This window comes from Pseudomonas sp. IT-232MI5 (assembly GCF_949767845.1).
Taxonomy (GTDB): Bacteria; Pseudomonadota; Gammaproteobacteria; order Pseudomonadales; family Pseudomonadaceae; genus Aquipseudomonas.
The window spans coordinates 114,207-134,661 of the sequence record NZ_CATKQE010000022.1 but is presented as its reverse complement, the minus strand read 5'-3'; the positions used below and the strand labels follow the sequence as shown (position 1 = coordinate 134,661).

The 20,455-nt window shown below is 59.6% G+C and carries 20 protein-coding genes; 7 read left to right on the top strand and 13 right to left on the bottom strand.

Translation table 11 applies throughout. The annotated features are described in order from the left end of the window. Position 1 precedes the first annotated feature (1 nt). A complete protein-coding gene (locus ACM6JQ_RS13910; protein ID WP_414894017.1) occupies positions 2–625 on the bottom strand; it encodes a glutathione S-transferase family protein in 624 nt (207 codons plus the stop codon). 99 nt (positions 626–724) lie between these two features. Beyond that, positions 725–2,140 (bottom strand): purine-cytosine permease family protein, encoded by a 1,416-nt coding sequence (locus ACM6JQ_RS13905; protein ID WP_007910838.1) that lies wholly within the window; start codon positions 2,138–2,140, stop codon positions 725–727. Positions 2,141–2,375: 235 nt separating this feature from the next. Between ACM6JQ_RS13905 and ACM6JQ_RS13900 the strand changes: the two genes are divergently transcribed. Continuing rightward, complete coding sequence (locus tag ACM6JQ_RS13900; protein WP_095111486.1) at positions 2,376–3,287, top strand: LysR family transcriptional regulator; 912 nt, start codon at positions 2,376–2,378, stop codon at positions 3,285–3,287. 18 nt (positions 3,288–3,305) lie between these two features. Here ACM6JQ_RS13900 and argE read toward each other — a convergent pair whose 3' ends face one another. From argE to ACM6JQ_RS13870, 6 genes are all read right to left on the bottom strand, one after another. After that, on the bottom strand, positions 3,306–4,454 hold the full coding sequence (gene argE / locus ACM6JQ_RS13895) for an acetylornithine deacetylase (RefSeq protein WP_414894016.1): 1,149 nt from the start codon (positions 4,452–4,454) through the stop codon (positions 3,306–3,308). Next, positions 4,451–5,128 carry a DUF1028 domain-containing protein gene (locus tag ACM6JQ_RS13890; RefSeq protein WP_414894015.1) on the bottom strand — a complete coding sequence of 226 codons (678 nt, stop codon included), beginning with the start codon at positions 5,126–5,128 and terminating at the stop codon, positions 4,451–4,453. Before ACM6JQ_RS13890 ends, argE begins: the two co-directional genes overlap by 4 nt. Positions 5,129–5,282: 154 nt before the next feature. Continuing rightward, the gene (locus tag ACM6JQ_RS13885; protein WP_007910844.1) at positions 5,283–5,699 is read right to left on the bottom strand and encodes a RidA family protein; all 417 of its coding nucleotides are present in this window, start codon (positions 5,697–5,699) and stop codon (positions 5,283–5,285) included. A 58-nt stretch (positions 5,700–5,757) separates the two neighbouring features. Next, a complete protein-coding gene (locus tag ACM6JQ_RS13880) occupies positions 5,758–7,077 on the bottom strand; it encodes a flavin-containing monooxygenase (RefSeq protein ID WP_414894014.1) in 1,320 nt (439 codons plus the stop codon). 207 nt (positions 7,078–7,284) lie between these two features. Next, positions 7,285–7,551: a FecR/PupR family sigma factor regulator gene (locus tag ACM6JQ_RS13875; protein WP_414894013.1), complete on the bottom strand. Its 267-nt coding sequence runs from the start codon at positions 7,549–7,551 to the stop codon at positions 7,285–7,287. Between the two features lie 63 nt (positions 7,552–7,614). Then, positions 7,615–8,433 carry an alpha/beta fold hydrolase gene (locus ACM6JQ_RS13870; RefSeq protein ID WP_007910848.1) on the bottom strand — a complete coding sequence of 273 codons (819 nt, stop codon included), beginning with the start codon at positions 8,431–8,433 and terminating at the stop codon, positions 7,615–7,617. Positions 8,434–8,613: 180 nt separating this feature from the next. Between ACM6JQ_RS13870 and ACM6JQ_RS13865 the strand changes: the two genes are divergently transcribed. Further along, complete coding sequence (locus ACM6JQ_RS13865; protein ID WP_007910850.1) at positions 8,614–9,063, top strand: winged helix-turn-helix transcriptional regulator; 450 nt, start codon at positions 8,614–8,616, stop codon at positions 9,061–9,063. Positions 9,064–9,134: 71 nt separating this feature from the next. Here the strand turns inward: ACM6JQ_RS13865 and ACM6JQ_RS13860 are convergent, their stop codons facing one another. Further along, complete coding sequence (locus ACM6JQ_RS13860; protein ID WP_007910852.1) at positions 9,135–10,178, bottom strand: LLM class flavin-dependent oxidoreductase; 1,044 nt, start codon at positions 10,176–10,178, stop codon at positions 9,135–9,137. A 152-nt stretch (positions 10,179–10,330) separates the two neighbouring features. Then, on the bottom strand, positions 10,331–10,816 hold the full coding sequence (locus ACM6JQ_RS13855) for a flavin reductase family protein (protein ID WP_007910854.1): 486 nt from the start codon (positions 10,814–10,816) through the stop codon (positions 10,331–10,333). 324 nt (positions 10,817–11,140) lie between these two features. Here ACM6JQ_RS13855 and ACM6JQ_RS13850 point away from each other — a divergent pair, with 324 nt between their 5' ends. Then, positions 11,141–12,547: a purine-cytosine permease family protein gene (locus ACM6JQ_RS13850; protein WP_414894011.1), complete on the top strand. Its 1,407-nt coding sequence runs from the start codon at positions 11,141–11,143 to the stop codon at positions 12,545–12,547. Positions 12,548–12,796: 249 nt separating this feature from the next. Further along, entirely contained in the window at positions 12,797–13,897 is a 1,101-nt protein-coding gene (locus ACM6JQ_RS13845) for a polyamine ABC transporter substrate-binding protein (RefSeq protein WP_007910859.1), read from the top strand. A 116-nt stretch (positions 13,898–14,013) separates the two neighbouring features. Here ACM6JQ_RS13845 and ACM6JQ_RS13840 read toward each other — a convergent pair whose 3' ends face one another. Beyond that, complete coding sequence (locus ACM6JQ_RS13840) at positions 14,014–14,988, bottom strand: TerC family protein (RefSeq protein ID WP_007910861.1); 975 nt, start codon at positions 14,986–14,988, stop codon at positions 14,014–14,016. A gap of 164 nt (positions 14,989–15,152) precedes the next feature. Between ACM6JQ_RS13840 and ACM6JQ_RS13835 the strand changes: the two genes are divergently transcribed. Beyond that, complete coding sequence (locus ACM6JQ_RS13835) at positions 15,153–16,097, top strand: Dyp-type peroxidase (RefSeq protein WP_038368027.1); 945 nt, start codon at positions 15,153–15,155, stop codon at positions 16,095–16,097. Here ACM6JQ_RS13835 and ACM6JQ_RS13830 read toward each other — a convergent pair whose 3' ends face one another. Further along, positions 16,098–16,886 (bottom strand): AraC family transcriptional regulator, encoded by a 789-nt coding sequence (locus tag ACM6JQ_RS13830; protein WP_414894010.1) that lies wholly within the window; start codon positions 16,884–16,886, stop codon positions 16,098–16,100. 84 nt (positions 16,887–16,970) lie between these two features. Here ACM6JQ_RS13830 and ACM6JQ_RS13825 point away from each other — a divergent pair, with 84 nt between their 5' ends. Continuing rightward, positions 16,971–17,969 (top strand): bile acid:sodium symporter family protein, encoded by a 999-nt coding sequence (locus ACM6JQ_RS13825; RefSeq protein ID WP_414894009.1) that lies wholly within the window; start codon positions 16,971–16,973, stop codon positions 17,967–17,969. Positions 17,970–18,062: 93 nt separating this feature from the next. Here the strand turns inward: ACM6JQ_RS13825 and ACM6JQ_RS13820 are convergent, their stop codons facing one another. Further along, complete coding sequence (locus ACM6JQ_RS13820; protein ID WP_414894008.1) at positions 18,063–18,662, bottom strand: LuxR C-terminal-related transcriptional regulator; 600 nt, start codon at positions 18,660–18,662, stop codon at positions 18,063–18,065. Between the two features lie 115 nt (positions 18,663–18,777). Between ACM6JQ_RS13820 and ACM6JQ_RS13815 the strand changes: the two genes are divergently transcribed. Next, entirely contained in the window at positions 18,778–20,406 is a 1,629-nt protein-coding gene (locus ACM6JQ_RS13815; protein WP_007949861.1) for a hybrid sensor histidine kinase/response regulator, read from the top strand. Positions 20,407–20,455: the final 49 nt, after the last annotated feature.

The following is a 20,455-nucleotide window of genomic DNA, read 5'->3' as shown; positions in this document are numbered from 1 at the left end:
ATCACGGCGTGCCGTTGCGACCGTGCAGTACGTAGCCGGGGCGCAGGTTCAAGCGATCGTAGTAGGCTTTCACCGCGGCAAAATCCGGGTGAGCCAGTGGGGTTTCGAACCAGCGGTTCACCGACAGTCCGATGGGAATGTCCGCCAGGGAAAACTGTTCGCCGCTGACGTAGGCGCCGGTCTTTTCCAGTTGCCGGTCGAGGATGGCCATGGTCTTCGACCATTGCTCAATGCCGTTCGCCAGCGCGGCATTGTCCTGATAATCGGGCGACTGGCGCACCAGCGACATGAAGGCGTACGACCACGAGCGATTCAGCTCCGACGCCTGCCAGTCTATCCACTGATCGATCCGCGCCCGGGTTTGCGCGTCAGTCGGATAGAGGTGCGAACCGTCATACCGTGCGGCCAGATAACGAATGATCGTGTTCGATTCCCACAGCGTGAAATCACCGTCCTGAATCACTGGCACCATGGCGCAGGGATTGAGCGCGAGAAACGCCGAATCGTTGGTCGATTTGAAGCCCGACCCCCAGTCTTCGCGCTCGAAAGGAATGTGCAATTCAGCGCAAGTCCACAGCACTTTGCGCACGTTGATCGATGAGGCTTTACCGAGTATTCGCAGCATTGGATGTCCCTTACCCAATTGTCGTCAGACCTACAGAAATACCACAGCGCAACGGAGAAGGCCCGCACAGTGCGGGCCTTCTTTTTCAGCGCATCAATCTCACAGACTGCTCGCCAGTTTCCCGCCCATCATCCGCCGACGATAAGACGTGTCGCGGTTGGCCAGCCAGAAATACAGCGGCGAGGTCACCAGCAGTCCCACCAGCCAGGACAGATCCGCACCGTTGATGTGCGCCGACACCGGGCCGACGTACAGCGGCGTGTTCATGAACGGAATTTGCACGGCGATGCCGATCGCGTAAGCCAGCAACGCCTGCGGGTTGTAGCGGCCGTAGATGCCACCGTCGACCTGGAAGATCGACTGAATGTCGTACTGGCCTTTGTGGATCGCATAGAAGTCGATCAGGTTGATCGCCGTCCACGGCACCAGCACTACCAGCAACACCAGCACCATGTCGACGAAGTGGCCGATGAAGTCTTTCGAGGCGCCGACGGCGGCAAAGCAGCAGGCCAGCAGCACGATAATCGAGATCACTGCGCGGCTCTTGGCGGTGGGGATCCAGCGGTAGGCGAAGGTCTGCACCAGAGTGATCAGTGACAGCACCGCGCCGTACAGGTTGAGGGCGTTGTGGCTGATCACGCTGAGCAGGAACAGCACCAGCATCAGCGGGCCAATGGAGCCAGTGGCGAGTTTGACCGCGTCCATGGTGTCCATGCCTACCGGCGTCGCCAGCACGGCGACGGCACCGAAGATGAACGCCAGACTCGAACCCAGCGCTGAACCCAGATAGGTGGTCCAGAATGTCGACGAGACTTTTACGTCCGCCGGCAAGTAACGCGAATAGTCGGACACGTACGGCGCGAACGCGATCTGCCACAACGCGGCCAGCGACACGGTGGCCAGCCAACCGGAGAGGTTGAAACTGCCCCGGGTGAGGAAGTCGTCAGTCTGGATGTGAGTGAAGATGTAGCCGAAACCGACGACGATGCCGATCCCCAGCACCCAGGTGCCGATGCGATTGAGCACGTGGATAAAACGGTAGCCGATGATGCCGATGATCCCCGAGCCGACTGCGCCAATGACGATGCCGACCGGCACTGGAACGCTGTCGACCACACCGTGCAGCGACTTGCCGGCCAGCACGATGTTGGAGGCGAAAAAGCCGATGTACATGACGCCGGCAATCAACACCACCAGCAATGCGCCGAGGGAGCCAAACTGCGCGCGGCTCTGGATCATTTGCGGGATGCCCATTTGCGGGCCTTGCGCCGAGTGCAGCGCCATCAGCACGCCGCCGACCAGATGGCCGACGAGAATCGCGACGATGCCCCAGAGCAGATTCAAGTGAAACAACTGCACGCCCAGTGCACCGGTAACGATGGGCAACGGTGCGATGTTGCCGCCGAACCAGAGCGTGAACAGATCCCTGACCTTTCCGTGGCGATCTTCGGGGGGCACGTAGCCTATCGTGTGTTTTTCAATCAGCGGAGCGGAGGATGCTGCAGGGGTAGCCATGACGAACTCCAAGGCAAGGATGAGTACGTGGACGTACTTCGGCAAGCGCCGGCACGGGCGGCGCATTTCTTGTTGAAGTGATCATGTGCAAAGCATCGGCATAGATAAATTAGTAAGTTTGTTGCTTCAGACCTTAAAAAAAATATGCTTCGGCTGGCGCCGGCGTCCGGTATGTTCAAGCTTGATCGTGCGCCAGGGAAACAGGGCGAACACCTGCGCTCTTTGGGAGACTCACATGGCCGCCTACAACCTGCGCCAGCTCAAATATTTCGTTACCACGGCTGATTGCGGCAGCGTCGCCGAAGCCTCGCGCAAGCTCTACATCGCGCAACCCTCGGTCTCCACGGCCATCAAGCATCTGGAGGAAAGTTTCGGCGTGCAGTTGTTCATTCGCCATCACGCCCAAGGCGTCTCTCTGACGCCCAGCGGTTCGCGGTTCTATCGCAAGGCGCTGGAGTTGCTGCGGGTGGCCCATGAGTTTGAGCAGAACGCCCTGGCCGACAATGATGTGGTCGCGGGGCAGATCGATATCGGCTGTTTCGAAACCGTCGCGCCGCTGTACCTGCCGCGCCTGATCGCCGGGTTCAAGGCGCGCTGGCCGGGGGTGGAAATCCGCATTCGTGATGGCGAGCAACAAGAGCTGGTACAGGCTCTGACCGCTGGCAGCATCGACGTCGCGATGATGTTCGAGCACGATCTGGACAGCACCATTGAAACCACGCCGCTGATGCCGCCGCAGCAGCCTTATGCGTTGCTGCCGGCCAGCCATCGCTTTGCGCAACAGGCGAAAGTCTCGCTGCATGATCTGGTGCTGGAACCGATGATTCTGCTCGACGTGGTGCCGAGCCGCACCTATTTCGTGAGCATCTTCGAAGAGCGCGGGCTGACGCCGAACATCGTCTTCAGCTCGCCATCGATCGAGATGGTGCGCGGCATGGTCGGCAACGGTTTCGGCTTCTCGATTCTGGTGACCAAACCGTTCAGCGACTACACCTACGACGGCCAGCAAGTCGTCTGTGTGCCGCTGGCGGAAAACGTCACCGGGTCGGGCTTGTCGGCGGCCTGGTTGCGGCGGGTGCAACTGACCAAACCGGTGCAGTTGTTTGTTGACCATTGCCGCGTAGAAATGGCCCGACTGCACTCGTGAGTGCCGTCGAGCCGCTGGTCAGAGGCTGATAAACGCCAGCATCCGTTGCAGTATGGCATCGCACGCCTGCAACTGTTCGAGGGCGACAAACTCGTCGGGTTTGTGGCCCTGATCCATGCTGCCGGGGCCGCAGACCACCGTGGGAATCCCTACGGCATCAAACAGTCCGCCTTCGGTACCAAACGCTACAGTGCCGAAATCCTTTGAACCGCAGAACACTGAAATCAGCTCGGCGGCCTGACTTTGTGCATCGGTGGCCAATCCCGGATACGCCGACAAGGCGCTGAAGCGGATATCACTCTGCGCACTGACCGCGCGCATACGCGGCAGCACTTCGCGTTCGGCATAGGTTTGCAGCGCTTCGGCAACGAGCGCCGGATCCTGCGAGGGCAGGGCGCGGATTTCGAAATCGAAACGGCAATCGGCGGGCACGATGTTCAAGGCCTTGCCGCCGCTGATCACCCCGGTTTGCACCGTGCTGTAGGGCGGGTCGAAGCGCGCATCGTGATGCTCCGGCGCTTTCAGTTGCTGACCGAGACGACCCAGCTCAGCGATCAGTTCGGCGGCGTATTCAATCGCATTGACGCCGAGCGGCGCGTACGCCGAATGGCACGGATGGCCGTGCACGTCGCAGCGCATTGCCAGTTTGCCTTTGTGGCCAAGCACCGGTTTCAGTTCGGTCGGTTCGCCGATGATGCACAGCAATGGCTTGATCGGGCGTTGCTGCAAGACCTTGAGCAACGAGCGCACGCCGAGGCAGCCAACCTCTTCGTCGTAAGACAGGGCAATGTGCACCGGCAGGCGCAGCGGCGTTTTAACCAGCAATGGCACCAAGGCCAGCACGCAGGCGATATAACCCTTCATGTCTGCGGTACCACGCCCAAACACCTTGCCGTCGCGTTCGGTCAGTTCGAACGGCGGCAGCGTCCACGGCTGGCCATCGACCGGCACCACATCGGTGTGCCCGGACAGCACGATGCCCGGTTGATCCACCGGGCCGATCGTGGCGAACAGGTTGGCTTTGCTGCGCTCGTCGTTGTAAATCAGCGCACACGGGACGTCGAAACCTTCGAGGTAATCGCGGACGAATTCGATCAGCTGCAAGTTGGATTCTCGGCTGGTGGTGTCGAACGCCACCAGCGCCTTGAGCAACTCGACACTGTTCATCGATCATCCCCGGCCACGCCATAACCCGGTGCCTTGGCCGGATCGAGGGCGCGGTCGATGTAGTCCTGAAGCTGCGGCTCGTAAGCGTTCCAGAGTTTTTGCAGCTGGCCGATCGGGTCTTCATCGGCCCAATCCACGCGCAGGTTGACGATCGGCCAGGTCTGCTCGCCGACCACCACAACGGCGGCCGAATGCACCGGGCCGGCTTCACCGCCGAGCGCTTGTGCGGCGTGCAGGGCTTTGAGCAGGCGATCAGCCAGTTGACCTTCGCCATCCTCGAAGGCGCTGACCATCGCTTCGATGACCGAACGCCCAGCGAGCATGTTGCCGGCGGCGACGCACTGTTCGCCGGTCACGGCGTTGTGCACGCCGAGGGTTTGCGCACCGCTGAAATGCGCGGTCTGGCCAAGGTAGTTGATCGCGGTGATCTGGCGGTACTGGCTGTAGCCGTTGCGGGTGAGGACTTTGTCCAGCGCATCGTCCGGCGTCAAACCTTGCTCCATCAGCGCAAGGACTTCCGGGCCGAGGGACGGCAGGGTGATGTTCTGGCTCGACACCGCGCCGACCCCCGGCAGCAGCCACGGACAGCGGGCGCCGACGGCGATGCTGGAGGAGCTGATGGCGACACCGAACTGGCCGGTTTCGGCGCAGCGGGCTGTGATTGAAAAGGTCATCTGCTTATTCCTTTCTAGGAAGATGTTGTCCTTGAGGGCCTCATCGCTGGCAAGCCAGCTCCCACAGGGTTTTGAGTTAAGCCCAGATGTTGTGATCAACCCGATACCTGTGGGAGCTGGCTTGCCAGCGATGGCCATAACGCGGTGTGATGCCTTACTCAGGAATCACCGCAATCACATCAATCTCCATCAACCACTGCGGCTGCCCCAGCGCCGACACCACCAGCCCGGTGGAAATCGGGAACACGCCTTTGAGCCACTTGCCGACTTCGCCATACACCGCCTCGCGGTAACGCGGGTCGATCAGATAGGTGGTGGTTTTGACGATGTGGCTCATGTCGCTGCCGGCTTCTTCCAGCAGTTGCTTGACGTTGCGCATCGCTTGTTCAGCCTGCGCACGCGGGTCGCCGAGACCGACCAGATTGCCGTCGAAATCCGTGCCGACCTGACCGCGCACATACACGGTGTTGCCGGCGCGCACGGCTTGGCACAGATCGTTGTCCAGCGTCTGGTTGGGGTAGGTGTCTTTGGTGTTGAACATGCGGATGCGAGTGTGGGTGGGCTGGCTCATGAAAGGCTCCTGAAGAAGGTTGGCCCGGCGCAATCGGCGCCGGAGCGAAAAAAGGCAATCAAGCGTCGACGGTATCGGCGGCTTTGTTGTGGCTGCTCGAATGCAGTGCGGCTTCACGCTGCTCGGCATCGCGGTAGTCCAGATACTTGCGCTGGGTGGCGATGTGATCGGCAACATGCTTGGCGTCGTGCCACACACCCCAGATGAACGACGACCCCCGGCGTGACTGCCATGGCAGCCCGAGGAAATACACCCCCGGTTCGCTCGACACGCCGCGCTGATGCACCGGTTTGCCCTTGTCATCGAATGCTTTCACTTGCAGCCAGGAGTAATCCACGGCAAACCCTGTGGCCCAGATAATCGAGGTGACGCCAGCCTTGGCCAGATCCAGATCGGCCAGCGGATTCTTCACGCACTCAGGGTCCGGATAGGTTTCGCGCGCCTCCGGTTCTTCCGGCAGGTCGAGGCCGTTGCGCTCGATGTAAGCATCGGCGGCATCCAGCAACGCCAGATAATTTTCGTCGCCGCGAGTGAGGTTGCCGAGCAGATCTTGCTTGAAAGTCACCACGCCGTTATTGAACGATTCGGTGACGCCGACCAGGGTCATGCCGCGATGGGCCAGACCACGGAAATCGATGGTGCGACCGCCATGGGCGCCGCTGACGGCGATGGTCACGTGCTCGCGCCCCGGTTTCATCGCCGCCTGATCCCATTCGCCGAGCACGCCCAGCCACCAGCAGAAATCCCGGTTGCGATAGGCGCGAGGTGGGCGGTCATGGGCGCCAACGGAGAGGTAAACCTGCTTGCCGGAACGTTGCAGTTCATCGGCGATCTGCACCCCGGAAGAACCAGCGCCGACCACCAGCACTGCGCCTGCCGGCAGTTGCTGCGGGTTGCGATAATCAGCGGAATGGATCTGCAACAGACGTTGGTCTTGCGGAGCAATCGCCGGGATCACCGGTTTCTGGAACGGGCCAGTCGCGGCGACCACGCGGTTGGCTTCGATCACACCTTCGGATGTCTCGACGGTGAAACCCGGGCGACCGACATTGCGCACCACGCTTTTCACCTCAACGCCGGTGCGGATCGGCGCATTGAATTTCTTCGCATAGGCTTCGAAGTAATCCGCCACACGTTCTTTCGGGGCAAATCCGTCGGGATCGACGTCATCGAATTCCAGTCCAGGGAAGCGGTCGTGCCACGCCGGGCCGTTGGCAACCAGCGAGTCCCAGCGCCCGGTGCGCCAGCGTTCGGCAATGCGATCGCGCTCCAGCACCAGGTGCGGCACACCGAGTTTGCTCAGGTGCTCGCTCATGGCCACGCCCGCTTGGCCGGCACCCACGATCAGCGTGTCTGTTTTTATTATTTCAGGGGTCATCTCTACATCCTTCCTAGCAAGGCAGTGGGATTCGGGCCGCTGTTGGCTTGTCCGTTTGGCTTGAGGTCAGACTAGGGAGAGGGGGGATATCGGTAAAATATTATTAAGCTGGGATGTGAAGATAAAATTCTGATGCAGAGCGGCGAAAGCCTTTAACAATGCGGGCTGCAGCTCTGGCCGCGGGAAGGGAAGGGCAAAACCTGGCGGCTAGATTTCACGCTTGCGCTCAGGCGCTACCCCATGACCGGTGAGGAGTTTTTTCGCCGTCTCGGGTTCATCCGGCAATTGACCGCTGAGATCCCAGATCTCGAGCATTTTGGCGTACTCGAAAGCGTGGCGCGGGTTGCGCTGTAACCAGCGCTTGAAGCGCTGGCGTACGGCCGGCGGACAATCGTCATCGTGCAGACGCATGCACCAATCGGCGGCTTGCACAGAGATGTCTTCGTCCATTGCGTTGAGGTCGGAAGGGGTCATTTGACGAGGGTAACAAAAAAGTCCGTCAAGCCGATGCCGACGGACTTTTTTAATGGCGAATTTTCAGCGTTTGAGAAACGCTAGCAAATCCTCATTCAACGCCTGCGCATGGGTCACCGCAAAGCCATGTGGCGCTCCTGCGTAGACCTTCAACTCGGCGCCTTTGATTTGTGCGGCAGCCTGTTTGCCGGTGGTTTCGAACGGCACGATCTGATCGCCGTCGCCATGGATCACTAGCGTCGGCACATCGATTTTGGCCATGTCCGGGCGGAAGTCGGTTTCCGAGAATGCGGTAACGCAATCCACCGTGCCTTTGAGTGACGCCAGCAGGGCGACATTCAGGGTTTGCGTGAGCACGCCGGCAGAGACTTTCTGGCCTTGGTTGGTGCCATAGAACGGCGCAGCGAAATCGGCGATGAACTGCGCGCGATCCTGCAGCAGGCCGGCCTTGATGCCATCGAACACCGAGGTGTCGACGCCCTGTGGAAAGTCGGCTTTCTTGCCGAACAGTGGCGTCACCGCGCCCAACAACACCAGACCGGCAACCCGCTCACTGCCATGCCGGGCGATGTAGCGGCTGACGTCGCCGCCGCCCATGGAGAAGCCCACCAGGGTCACGTCGCGCAGGTCCAGATGATTGATCAATTGCGCGATGTCATCGGCGAAGGTGTCGTAGTCGTAACCGGTCCACGGCTGGTCGGAACGGCCGAAACCACGGCGATCGAACGCAATGGTGCGATAGCCACGGCTGCTCAGGTATTCCATCTGGTATTCCCACATGTCGGCATCCAGCGGCCAGCCATGGCTGAACAGCACGGGTTTGCCGCTGCCCCAATCCTTGTAGTAAATCTCGGTACCGTCTTGCGTGGTGAATGTACTCATGGAAACTCCTGCTTCGGGGTTCAGTGCCGAAATGGCGGCATTCACTATCAGCGCAAAGCGCGCCGGCTACTTGTATGCAGGTGCTGGTTTTGCGTCGGTACAGTCGTGGATCTGCTGCAGAGTTGTATGATGCAACCCAAAGCCGCACGGTCGGCCACTGATACGAGGGAGTACGTCTAAGTGAAACGCAAAAGTTTGCAGGGCAACGCCTGCCCCGTTGCCCGCACGCTGGACCTGATCGGCGACTGGTGGTCACTACTGATCATCCGCGATGCGCTGGACGGAATTCGCCGTTTCAATGATTTTCAGAAGAGTCTGGATATCGCAAAAAACATGCTCAGCGCGCGCTTAAAGGGGCTGGTGGAGCAGGGCATCCTGCAAACCGCGCCGGCTGCTGATGGCGGTGCCTATAAGGAATACGTGCTGACAGATCGCGGCAAAGCCTTGCAGACCGTGATTGTTGCGCTATCGCAGTGGGGGGGAGAGTTCATGTATGGGCCGGGTGAGCCAGGTTCGGTGATGGTCGATGCAAGGGACCGCCAGCCGATTCGCAAGCTGGAATTGCAGTCTGCCGATGGCCGAACGCTTGGCCCCGCAGATGTGGCGACGCGGCTTGGCGTAGAACACTGATTCAGTGTGGCGAGGGAGCTTGCCCCCTCGCCACAGATGACGTGTTTCAAGTCTTTCCGATGCCAGGTTACTTAGCGAAACGCCGGCACCACATGCTTGATAAACAGCTCCAGCGATTTCTTCTTCTCTTCATGCGGCAAGCTGTTGTCACACCAGAAACTGAACTCATCCACGCCCAGTTCCTGGTAGTACTTGATCCGCGGAATGATCTCTTCGGGCGTACCAATCATCGCCGTCTTGTGCAGGCTCTCCAGCTCAAATTCCGGACGCCCGGCAAACTTCTCTTCCGGGCTTGGCGCGAGGAAGCCATTGACCGGGGTTTGCTTGTTGCCGAACCACGCATCGAAGGTGCGGTAGAAACGCGAGATCGCTTTCGCGCCGACTTTCCAGCCGTCCGGATTATCAGCGGTGTGCACGTGGGTGTGGCGCAGCACCATCAATTGCGGACGCGGCACGTCTGGGTTGTTATCCAGTGCGGTCTGGAACTTGTTCTTCAGGTCGAGGACTTCTTCGTCGCCCTTCATCAGCGGCGTGACCATTACGTTACAGCCGTTGGCCACGGCGAAGTTGTGCGAATCCGGGTCGCGGGCGGCGATCCACATCGGCGGATTCGGCTTTTGGATCGGCTTCGGTACGCTGGTCGAGGTGGGGAATTTCCAGATGTCACCGTCGTGGGCGTAATCGCCTTGCCACAGGGCGCGGACCACCGGGACCATTTCGCGCAATGCCTGGCCGCCGCTGGAGGCAGGCATGCCGCCGGCCATACGATCGAATTCAACCTGATAGGCGCCACGGGCCAGGCCGACTTCCATGCGACCGTTGCTGATCACGTCGAGCAACGCGCATTCACCGGCTACCCGCAACGGGTGCCAGAACGGCGCGATGATGGTGCCGGCGCCGAGGTGGATGGTGGTGGTCTTGGCGGCGAGGTAGGCGAGCAGTGGCATCGGGCTTGGCGAGATGGTGTATTCCATCGCGTGGTGTTCGCCGATCCACACGGTGCTGAAACCGCCGGCCTCGGCCATCAGGGTCAGTTCGGTGAGGTCTTCGAACAGTTGGCGGTGGCTGACGCTTTCGTCCCAGCGTTCCATGTGGATGAACAGGGAAAATTTCATGACGCTTCCTCGGATTTTTTGTTGTTGAGGCTACAAAACTTGTAGGAGTGAGCCTGCTCGCGATGGCGGTGTGTCAGAAAACATATCGACATCGGATAAATCGCTATCGCGAGCAGGCTCACTCCTACAGTTGAATTGTGCGGGGCTGACGATCAGGCCAGGACGGGCAGGGCGCCCATCTTGCCGTGGCAGTACACCAGCGGCCCGCTAATTTGCTCGGGGACGATCAGATTCTTCACCGCGCCGACCATGATGGCGTGGTCGCCGCCTTCGTATTCGCGCCACAGTTCACATTCGATGATAGCCGTCGCGTTGGCGAGGATCGGGTTGCCCAGTTCGCTCAAGGTCCATTCGATGCCTTGGGCCTTGTCCTTGCCTTTGCGGGCAAAGGCGTAGGCTTCGCTTTGCTGGCCGCCGGACAGAACGTGGATGGCAAAACGCTTGTTCTTGATCAGTACCGGGTAGGAATCAGAGCTGTAGTTGGGGCAGAACAGCACCAGCGCCGGGTCCATCGACAGCGAGCTGAACGCACTGGCAGTCAGGCCGACAATCTGACCGTCATCGTCCAGGGTGGTAATAACGGTTACGCCGGACGGGAACGAGCCCATGACTTGTTTGTAGATGGCGGCATCGATCATTGGTCGGTCCTCGGGTGTGGTGCTGCTGTTTTTATGTGTTTGTTGGTCTGATGGTATACCAGTATTCAATCTTTGCAAGGGCTTTTAAGCTGAACCGATAAACGTGCCGCGTTCGTCGGAAACTCAGCATTTACGGGGCTTTCGGCTGGTCTGCAGGCCACGGATTCAGCGAGCATGGCATATCAGATAGCGCCGCAAACTGCGGATCAGTCTTGTGAATTGTTTGGAATACCATAATATGGTCTGCATCTGAGGGGCGACCATAGAGTCCTCCCGGTTTGGCTTCATACAACGATAAGAACAGACAAACTCGAGTTCATGCATATGTCCCAGATGTCCCGGCAAGATCCGTTGATCGAGAACCATACGGTCGACTACGTCCCACTCGCGGAACGCCACGGGAAGGCCCGCGACCTATTCACCCTTTGGTTCAGCACCAACATTGCGCCACTGCCCATCGTCACCGGCGCCATGGTGGTTCAGGTATTCCACCTCGATTTGCTTTGGGGGCTACTGGCGATTGCGCTGGGGCACATGATTGGCGGCGTGGTGATTGCGCTGGCGTCGGCGCAAGGCCCGCGCATGGGCATTCCGCAGATGGTCCAGAGTCGCGGCCAGTTCGGCCGTTATGGCGCGCTGTTGATCGTGTTCTTCGCCGCGCTGATCTACATCGGTTTCTTTATTTCCAACATCGTGCTCGCCGGCAAGTCCATCGTCGGCATTGCGCCGTCGGTGCCGGCGCCGCTGAGCATTCTGATCGGCGCACTGGCGGCCACGGCGATCGGGGTGATCGGCTACAACTTCATTCACACGCTGAACCGCATTGGCACCTGGGTGATGGGCAGCGCGTTGCTCGCCGGTTTCATCTATATCTTCGCCCATGACTTACCGGCGGACTTTCTCACTCGCGGCAGTTTTAACCTGTCGGGGTGGCTGGCGACGGTGTCGCTGGGGATCATCTGGCAGATCAGTTTCTCGCCGTATGTGTCCGACTATTCGCGTTACTTGCCGGCGGATATTGGCATTGCCAAACCGTTCTGGGCGACTTATCTGGGCGCGACCCTGGGCACGATTCTGTCGTTCAGCTTCGGCGCGGTGGCCGTGCTGGCGACCCCGGAAGGCACTGAAGCGATGGTCGCGGTCAAGCAGTCGACGGGTTGGCTCGGGCCGATTCTGATGGTGCTGTTTCTGCTCAATATCATCAGCCACAACGCGCTGAATCTGTATGGCGCGGTGCTGTCGATCATTACCTCGATCCAGACTTTCGCCAGCCAATGGACGCCGAGCATCAAGGTGCGCGTCGTGTTGTCGAGCGTCGTGCTCGCGGGTTGCTGCGTGGTTGCGCTGGGCGCGTCGGCGGATTTTATTTCCGAGTTCATCGGTTTGATTCTGGCGCTGCTGCTGGTGCTGGTGCCGTGGGCGTCGATCAACCTCATCGACTTCTATCTGATCAAGCGCGGCTGCTACGACATTACCTCGATCTTCCGCGCCGATGGCGGGATTTACGGGCGCTTCAATCTGCACGCGATCATTGCGTACTTTATCGGCATCCTCGTGCAGTTGCCGTTCGCCAACACCTCGCTGTACGTCGGACCGTACGCCAATCTGGTTGAGGGCGCGGACTTGTCCTGGCTGGTCGGCCTGGTGGTGACCGTTCCGTTGTATTACTGCCTGGCGACACGCGGCCAGACTCAGCATAGCAGGGCGGCCAGGTTGGGTTACACCGACTGACCTGATCTGCTTCAGCACAATGCCCGGCCCTTCGCCGGGCATTGTTGTTTCCGCATCCCGGCGGTCAATCAAATTGGCCACATCGATCCCCTTTTGGCCCATCCCCCACTGTGCTCCAGCTACGCTGTCAGCAAGAATCAAAACCACAACGAGACGCTCGACCCTTTTTACCCTTGGCTACCTTTACAGCCGCTGCCGTGTACAGAACATAAAAACCATCGAACTCACGCTGCCTTTTGGGGAACAACCATGGTCACGATGAAACGCATTCTGGGTGCCACTGTGTGTGGGCTGTCGCTGTTGGCCGGCGCGGTCCAGGCTGAGCAACGCGAACTGCGCGTGTACAACTGGGCGGATTACATCCTGCCGTCCGTGCCCAAGGATTTCGCCGCAAAAAGCGGCATCAAAGTGACTTGGGATACCTTCGACACCAACGAATCCCTCGAAGCCAAACTGCTGACCGGCAACTCCGGCTACGACCTGGTGGTGCCGTCGAACCAGTTCCTTGAAACGCAGATCAAGGCAGGCGTGTTTCAGAAACTGGATAAATCCAAACTGCCGAACTGGAGCCACCAGGACCCGGAACTGTTGAAACTGCTGGGCAAGAACGATCCGGGCAACCAGTACGGCGTGCCTTACATGGTCGGCACCGTGCTGATCGGCTTCAACCCGGCCAAAGTCAAAGCGGCACTGGGCGACAACGCGCCGGTGGACAGTTGGGATCTGGTGTTCAAGCCGGAGAACATGGAAAAGCTCAAATCCTGCGGCGTGGCGATGCTTGATTCGCCGACGGAAATCCTGCCGCTGGCCCTGCATTATCTGGGCCTCGACCCGAACAGCCAGAACCCCGCCGACTATGAGAAAGCCAAGGAGCTGATGCTCAAGGTTCGCCCGTACGTGACTTACTTCAACTCGGCCAAATACATGACTGACATCGCCAACGGCGATATTTGCGTGGCCATCGGTTATTCCGGCAGCTTCTACCAGTTCGGCAATCGCGCCAAAGAGGCGAAAAACGGCGTGGTGGTCGACTGGCGCTTGCCGAAGGAAGGCGCGCCGATCTGGTTCGACACATTCGCCATTCCGAAGAGCGCGAAGAACGTCGCCGAGGCGCATGAATTCCTCAACACCTTGCTCGACCCGAAAGTGATTGCGCCGATCAGCGACTTCCTCGGCTACCCGAATGCGAACAAGGATTCGATGCCGCTGATCAACAAGGAAATCACTGATAACCCGAACCTGACACCGACCCCGGAAGCGCTGAAAAACCTCTACGTCGTGCAGCCGTTGCCGCAAAAACTTGAGCGTGTACGCACCCGCGTGTGGACCAACATCAAGTCCGATAAGTAACACCGCTCCCCCTGTAGGAGTGAGCCTGCTCGCGATAGCGCCAGATCAGTCAACATCGCGTCGTTTGACAGACCGCTATCGCGAGCAGGCTCACTCCTACAAGGTTTTGTGGTGTGTCATTCCGTGCTGCGTTCGGTTTCTCTAGTCATCACCAGACTCAGCAGAACCGAACTCAGGATGACCCCGCCCACCACCGCCAACGACCATTCCACCGGCATGTGCAACCACGGCATCAACACCATCTTGCCGCCGATGAACACCAGCACAATCGCCAGCCCGTACTTGAGCAAGTGAAAGCGGTCCGCCATGTCCGCCAGCAGGAAGTACAGCGCGCGCAGGCCCATGATCGCGAAGATATTCGAAGTGAACACAATGAACGGATCAGTCGTCACGGCGAAAATCGCCGGGATGCTGTCGACCGCGAACATCAAGTCACTGGCCTCGATCAGCACCAGCACCAGAAACATCGGCGTGGCCCAGCGCACGCCGTTCTGCAGGACGAAAAACCGTTCGCCGTGAAAACCACTGGTGATGCGCATATGCCCGCGCACCCAGCGCAGCAGCGGATTCTTGTCCAGGTCCGGCTGGTGGTCGGCAAACACCAGCATCTTGATCCCGGTGAAGATCAGGAACACGCCGAACGCATACAGCAGCCATTCGAACTGCGACACCAGCCACACCCCGGCAAAAATCATCACCGCGCGCATCACGATCGCGCCGAGCACGCCGTACAACAGCACCCGCCGTTGCAGCTCCGGCGGCACGGCGAAGTAGCTGAAGATCATCACGAAGACGAACATGTTGTCGATCGACAGCGATTGCTCGATCAGATAACCGGTGAGGAATTCGAGGGTTTTTTCCCGGGCAATCTCGGCGCCGAACGCGCCGTGCAGATACCACCAGAGCAGGGCGGCGAAACTCAGTGCCAGCAGGCACCAGGCGATGACCCAAGACAAGGCTTCGCGCACTGAGACCCGATGCGCCTTGCGCCCACCGAAGACAAACAGGTCCAATGCCAGCATGGCAAGTACGAAGACGATGAAGGCGCCCCACATCCATGGTTCGCCGATATTGATGTTGGTGGCTGGCATGTCACGCTCCCTGTCTATTCTTGGATTGGGGTCAGACGAGGCCATGCTAGCGACCAGTTTGCGGCAAAGAAAAATCGTTTATTTCTGCGCAACAGTTCGTTAAAAACGAACTATCCGCCCTCGTTAACTGCTCGGGCACTTTTTACGGAGCAATGTTTCCAGCGATGAATACCGACATTCTCGAACCTCAAGCGGTGTGCAGTCCGATCACCAGCAGCGCGATTTTCATCGTTGCGACGCTGAATGCGGGGGCTGATGCCGCGCAAACCGTCAAAGACTGGTGCGGCGATGTCGCCGGGCTGGTGCGCTCGGTTGGCAAGCGTGTCCCGACCGGCAACCTGACCTGCATTTGCGGCTTTTCCTCGAACGCTTGGGATCGCCTGTTCGGCCATCCGCGTCCGGCGTCGCTGCACGGGTTTCGCGAGTTTGGCGGGGAGGGCCGACATGCCCCGGCAACCCCGGGCGATCTGCTGCTGCACATTCGCGCCGATCAAATGGACCTGTGTTTTGAACTGGCCACGCAAATCATGGCGGTTCTCGGCGATGCGGTGACGGTGGTCGACGAAGTGCAGGGTTTCCGCTATTTCGACATGCGCAGCATCATCGGTTTCGTCGACGGCACGGAAAACCCGGTCGGACGCAAAGCGGTCAATTTCACCATCGTCGGTGACGAAGATCCGGGCTTTAGCGGTGGCAGTTATGTGCTGGTGCAAAAGTACCTGCACAACATGACCGCGTGGAACGGCCTGAGCGTTGAAGCGCAGGAGCGCGTCATCGGTCGCACGAAACTGTCCGATATCGAACTGGACGACGCGGTCAAACCGAGCAACTCGCACAGTGCGCTGACCACCATCACCAATGCAGCCGGCGAGGAAGTGAAAATCCTCCGGGACAACATGCCGTTCGGCCGTCCTGGAGCAGGGGAGTTCGGCACGTTCTTCATCGGTTACGCGCGCTCGCCGGAACCGATGGAGCAGATGCTGGAAAACATGTTTGTCGGCAAGCCACCGGGTAATTACGACAAGTTGCTGGATTTCAGCACGGCGGTCACCGGTAGCCTGTATTTCGTGCCGTCGGCGGATTTACTGGAAGAGCTGGCGGATCGCTGATCAACGAAAGAACTCCCCCGGCGTTTCACCGAACTGCTGACGAAACGCCGCGATAAACGCCGATGTCGAGTCGTAACCGCAGGCCAGCGCGACGTCGGTGACGCGTTCACCCTTCTCCAGCGGTGTCAGCGCGCCGAGCAGGCGCAAGCGCTGGCGCCAGGCGCGGAAGGTCAGGCCGGTGTCGCGCAGAAACAGGCGGGTCAGGGTCTTCTCGGTGACGCCGAACTTCTCGCTCCAGTGGCTCAGCGTGGTCTGTTGTTCCGGGTGTTGTTCAAGGCTCTGGTAGATCTGCTTCAAGCGCGCGTCTTGCGGCAGCGGCAGCATCAGGTCGATCTGCGGCGCTTCGGCCAGTTGATCGAGGATCACTTGCGCCAGACGTCCATGCGGGCCGCTCTGGTCGTACTCCACCGGAACCTGACTGAACGCGCGGATCAGCTCCCTGAGCAGATCGCTGACGCCGAGTACATGGCAGCGCTGGAGCGCCCACCCGGCGACGCTGCAATCGATGTACAGGCTGCGCATTTCCGTGTGCGGCGAGCTGAACACCCGATGCGGTACGCCCGCCGGAATCCACACGGCGCGCTCCGGCGGGGCGACGAAGCGGCCGGCGCTGGTCTGGATTTCCAGCACGCCCTGAATCGCATAGGACAACTGCACCCACGGGTGGCTGTGGCGCCGGGTCAGGGCGCGATTGGGCAGCGATTCGGTGCGCCCGTACACTGGACGCGGCAGGCTGGGCAGCCCGGGAATGCTGCGCCGAACGCTTTTGTCATGTCCTTTAGGCGGCATCTTGTGGCCCTTCGGCGTTAGTCGGTAATTCGCAGTCACGTTAGAGTCGTCGGCACGCCCTGGCAACCCCCGGATGAACCGACCATGACTCGCCCACGCTTTTTGCCCGACAACTTCACCCTGACGCTGATCGGCGTCGTACTGCTGGCCAGTTTCCTGCCGGCCAGCGGCCAGGTCGCCGTTGGCTTCGGCTGGCTGACCAACATCGCCATCGCGCTGCTGTTTTTCCTGCACGGCGCCAAACTGTCCCGCGAATCGATCATCGCCGGTGCCGGGCACTGGCGCCTGCACTTGCTGGTATTTGGCCTGACCTTTGTGCTGTTCCCGATTCTCGGGCTGGTGCTGAAACCGCTGCTGTCTCCGTTGATCGGCGACAAGCTGTATATGGGCATGCTTTACCTGTGCGCACTGCCGGCAACGGTGCAATCGGCGATCGCCTTCACTTCGCTGGCGCGCGGTAATATTCCGGCGGCGATCTGCAGCGCGGCAGCTTCTAGCCTGTTCGGGATTTTCCTCACGCCATTGCTGGTGACGCTGCTGCTCGACGTCCACGGTGATGGCGGATCGACGCTGGATGCGATTCTGAAAATCAGCGTGCAGTTGTTGCTGCCATTCATTGCCGGGCAGATCGCCCGTCGCTGGATCGGCGCGTGGGTGGGGCGCAACAAGAACTGGCTGAAGTTCGTTGATCAGGGTTCGATTCTGTTGGTGGTCTACGGCGCATTCAGTGAAGCGGTCAACGAAGGCATCTGGCATCAGATCCCGCTAGTCGAACTGCTCGGGCTGGTGGTGGTTTGCTGCATCCTGCTGGCGCTGGTCTTGCTGGCGTCGACGCTGCTCGGCAAGGCGTTCGGTTTTAGCCAGGAAGATCGCATCACCATTTTGTTCTGCGGCTCGAAAAAGAGCCTGGCCACCGGTGTGCCGATGGCGCAGGTGTTGTTTGCCGGTAGCACGATTGGTGTGTTGATTCTGCCGTTGATGCTGTTCCATCAGATTCAATTGATGGTCTGCGCGGTGCTCGCTCAGCGTTATGCGAAACGGCCGGAATCGGTGCCGGAGCTGATGGCGCAAGTCGATCCATAACGCACCGCCCCGTGTAGGAGCTGCCGAAGGCTGCGATCTTTTGATCTTGTCTTTTAAAAAACAAAGTCAAATGATCGCAGCCTTCGGCAGCTCCTACAGAGTTCCGGCGTATTTCACGGCAGCCGCCCGTGAGGGCACGTTCAGTGTGCGTAATAAAGAAGACACATGAATCCGCACCGTGAACGGGGAAATATCCAGTTCACGGGCGATTTCCTTGTTGGTCTTGCCTTGCGCGATCAAGCGCAGGACGTCTTGCTGACGAGGCGTAAGGGCGCCGCCGGTTTCCAGCGGCAGCAAGCCGGACGGCGCAAACTTCACCAGCACCTCACCTTCACGAATCGCCAGAATCGCCTGACCGATTTCATCGGGGGCAATGTTTTTGCCGATAAAACCGTCAATGCCAGCGGTCATGACTTCGCTGATCAGCGACTCATCATCGACCATCGACACCACAATCAGCGTGGTACGCGGCAAGCGTCGACGCAGTTCGGCGAGCTGGCTCACACACGTGAGCCCGGGGAAGCGCAAGTCGAGAATCAATGTGTCCGGCTCGCCCAAAGGCAGCAGCGCCAATACGGCGTCGAGATCGCCCGCTTCTTCGATAACGGCTTCGGGCAGCAACCGCTGCACCGTGCGCAGCATCGCCTCGCGAAACAGCGGGTGATCGTCGGCTATGATAATTCGGCAGGTCATGGCATGACCCTCCCTAGGTCAGGCGTTACTCAAGGCTTGCACCTTAGCACCGGGCGCGAAGGTTGCCTGTAGGCTGATTCGGAAACTGACGATTGCCGCACAAGGACGTTTAACCATGAAGTTCGAGAAAAACACCGAACTCGATCAGGCCAACCTGCGCATCATCATTGCCAGTATTGCCGTGGTTTACATGCTGATACTGGGTTTTTTGCCAGGCCAGCGCTTCGATACATACCTGCCGATCATTACCTACATCATTGTGTTTTTGTTGGCCTCGATCGCCCTGCGCCAGGCGATTGCGCGCTGGCCAGGGCATTACCCGGCGCGACGGATTTTCGCCATGATCCATGATTACACCGGTACCTGCTTTGGTCTGGTGGTGGGCGGCGAGATGGCGTTGCCGCTGTACGCGGTGATCATCTGGGTCAACCTCGGCAATGGCATGCGCTATGGCTCGCGCTATCTGGCGATTGCCACGGCGCTGGCGCTGCTGGCATTGCTGTGTGTTTATCGCCTGACGCCGGTGTGGCAGGCGCAACCGTTCATGGTGTTGATGCTGATGCTCACCAGCACGGTGATTCCGTTCTATGCGCACTTGTTGCTGGAGCGCACGCGTAAGGCCTCCGAAGAGGCGGTGGCGGCGAATCTGGAAAAGTCGCGGTTTCTCGCTCAGGCCAGTCATGATTTGCGTCAGCCGATTCATTCCATCGGTCTGTTTACTGCCTGTCTGCGTGAGTCGAGACTGGGCGAGGAGGAACGGCGCTTGGTCGACAATATCGACCGTTCGTTGCTCAACGTTTCGCAACTGTTCCGCTCGATTCTCGATCTGTACACCCTTGATAACGGCCGGGTTCTGCCCAAACTGCAAACCCTCAATTTAGGGGAATGGCTCGCGGATCTGATTCGCCAGAACGCTGAAGCCGCGCGTTGGGCCGGCGTCGAATTGCATGTGCGCCCCTGTGAATATTGGGTGCGCACGGATCCGGCGTTGCTCGCGACCATGGTGCAGAACGTACTGTCCAACTGCTTCAAATACGGTGCGCATCGGCCGGTATTGATCGGTGTGCGTCGGCACGGGGCAGGGCTGTCAATCGTGGTTTATGACCGTGGCAACGGTATCGCCGAGGAGCATCAGGCCAAGGTGTTCGAGGAGTTTTATCGGGTACGGCAAGTGCGCGATAAAGACGTCGAAGGCGTGGGCTTGGGGCTGTCGATCGTCAAGCGTCTGGGTGAGTTGATTGGTGTCGGCGTTACTCTGCGTTCGCGGCTTGGGCGCGGAACGGCGGTGACTTTGTACGGGTTGCCGATCGCCGCGCCAGCGCCGTTAACGGTCAATCGGAATGAGGCGCGCCAAGTCGGTTTGCTGACCGGGCTGAAGGTGTGCCTGGTGGAAGATGACCGCAATGTGCTGCTGGCGACTTCAGCGTTGCTGGAGCGCTGGGGCTGTGTGGTTCAGGCCGAGTTGACGGCTCAGGATCTGGTCACCGACTGCGACATCATCGTCGCCGACTATGACCTCGGCACCCATGCCACCGGCATCGAATGTATCGATGATGTGCGCAGGCAGCGCGGTTGGGCGGTACCGGCGATGATCATCACCGGGCATGACGTCGAGAAAATCCAGGCAGCCCTGCACGACCGCGACATCGCCATCCTGTCCAAACCGGTACGCCCGGCCGAACTGCGCGCGACCTTGCGAGCCCTGCGCGATCGCCAGCCCGAACCCACCGAAAATGCCTTGTAGGTGTCCATGGGGCTGTAGGAGCTGCGGCACGCTGCGATCTTTTGATGCT

Excerpts from the sequence above, each read along its gene's own strand:
- ACM6JQ_RS13910 (WP_414894017.1), bottom strand. The coding sequence starts at position 625 with ATGCTGCGAATACTCGGTAAAGCCTCATCGATCAACGTGCGCAAAGTG.
- ACM6JQ_RS13905 (WP_007910838.1), bottom strand. The coding sequence starts at position 2,140 with ATGGCTACCCCTGCAGCATCCTCCGCTCCGCTGATTGAAAAACACACG.
- ACM6JQ_RS13900 (WP_095111486.1), top strand. The coding sequence starts at position 2,376 with ATGGCCGCCTACAACCTGCGCCAGCTCAAATATTTCGTTACCACGGCT.
- argE (WP_414894016.1), bottom strand. The coding sequence starts at position 4,454 with ATGAACAGTGTCGAGTTGCTCAAGGCGCTGGTGGCGTTCGACACCACC.
- ACM6JQ_RS13890 (WP_414894015.1), bottom strand. The coding sequence starts at position 5,128 with ATGACCTTTTCAATCACAGCCCGCTGCGCCGAAACCGGCCAGTTCGGT.
- ACM6JQ_RS13885 (WP_007910844.1), bottom strand. The coding sequence starts at position 5,699 with ATGAGCCAGCCCACCCACACTCGCATCCGCATGTTCAACACCAAAGAC.
- ACM6JQ_RS13880 (WP_414894014.1), bottom strand. The coding sequence starts at position 7,077 with ATGACCCCTGAAATAATAAAAACAGACACGCTGATCGTGGGTGCCGGC.
- ACM6JQ_RS13875 (WP_414894013.1), bottom strand. The coding sequence starts at position 7,551 with ATGACCCCTTCCGACCTCAACGCAATGGACGAAGACATCTCTGTGCAA.
- ACM6JQ_RS13870 (WP_007910848.1), bottom strand. The coding sequence starts at position 8,433 with ATGAGTACATTCACCACGCAAGACGGTACCGAGATTTACTACAAGGAT.
- ACM6JQ_RS13860 (WP_007910852.1), bottom strand. The coding sequence starts at position 10,178 with ATGAAATTTTCCCTGTTCATCCACATGGAACGCTGGGACGAAAGCGTC.
- ACM6JQ_RS13855 (WP_007910854.1), bottom strand. The coding sequence starts at position 10,816 with ATGATCGATGCCGCCATCTACAAACAAGTCATGGGCTCGTTCCCGTCC.
- ACM6JQ_RS13850 (WP_414894011.1), top strand. The coding sequence starts at position 11,141 with ATGTCCCAGATGTCCCGGCAAGATCCGTTGATCGAGAACCATACGGTC.
- ACM6JQ_RS13845 (WP_007910859.1), top strand. The coding sequence starts at position 12,797 with ATGGTCACGATGAAACGCATTCTGGGTGCCACTGTGTGTGGGCTGTCG.
- ACM6JQ_RS13840 (WP_007910861.1), bottom strand. The coding sequence starts at position 14,988 with ATGCCAGCCACCAACATCAATATCGGCGAACCATGGATGTGGGGCGCC.
- ACM6JQ_RS13835 (WP_038368027.1), top strand. The coding sequence starts at position 15,153 with ATGAATACCGACATTCTCGAACCTCAAGCGGTGTGCAGTCCGATCACC.
- ACM6JQ_RS13830 (WP_414894010.1), bottom strand. The coding sequence starts at position 16,886 with ATGCCGCCTAAAGGACATGACAAAAGCGTTCGGCGCAGCATTCCCGGG.
- ACM6JQ_RS13825 (WP_414894009.1), top strand. The coding sequence starts at position 16,971 with ATGACTCGCCCACGCTTTTTGCCCGACAACTTCACCCTGACGCTGATC.
- ACM6JQ_RS13820 (WP_414894008.1), bottom strand. The coding sequence starts at position 18,662 with ATGACCTGCCGAATTATCATAGCCGACGATCACCCGCTGTTTCGCGAG.
- ACM6JQ_RS13815 (WP_007949861.1), top strand. The coding sequence starts at position 18,778 with ATGAAGTTCGAGAAAAACACCGAACTCGATCAGGCCAACCTGCGCATC.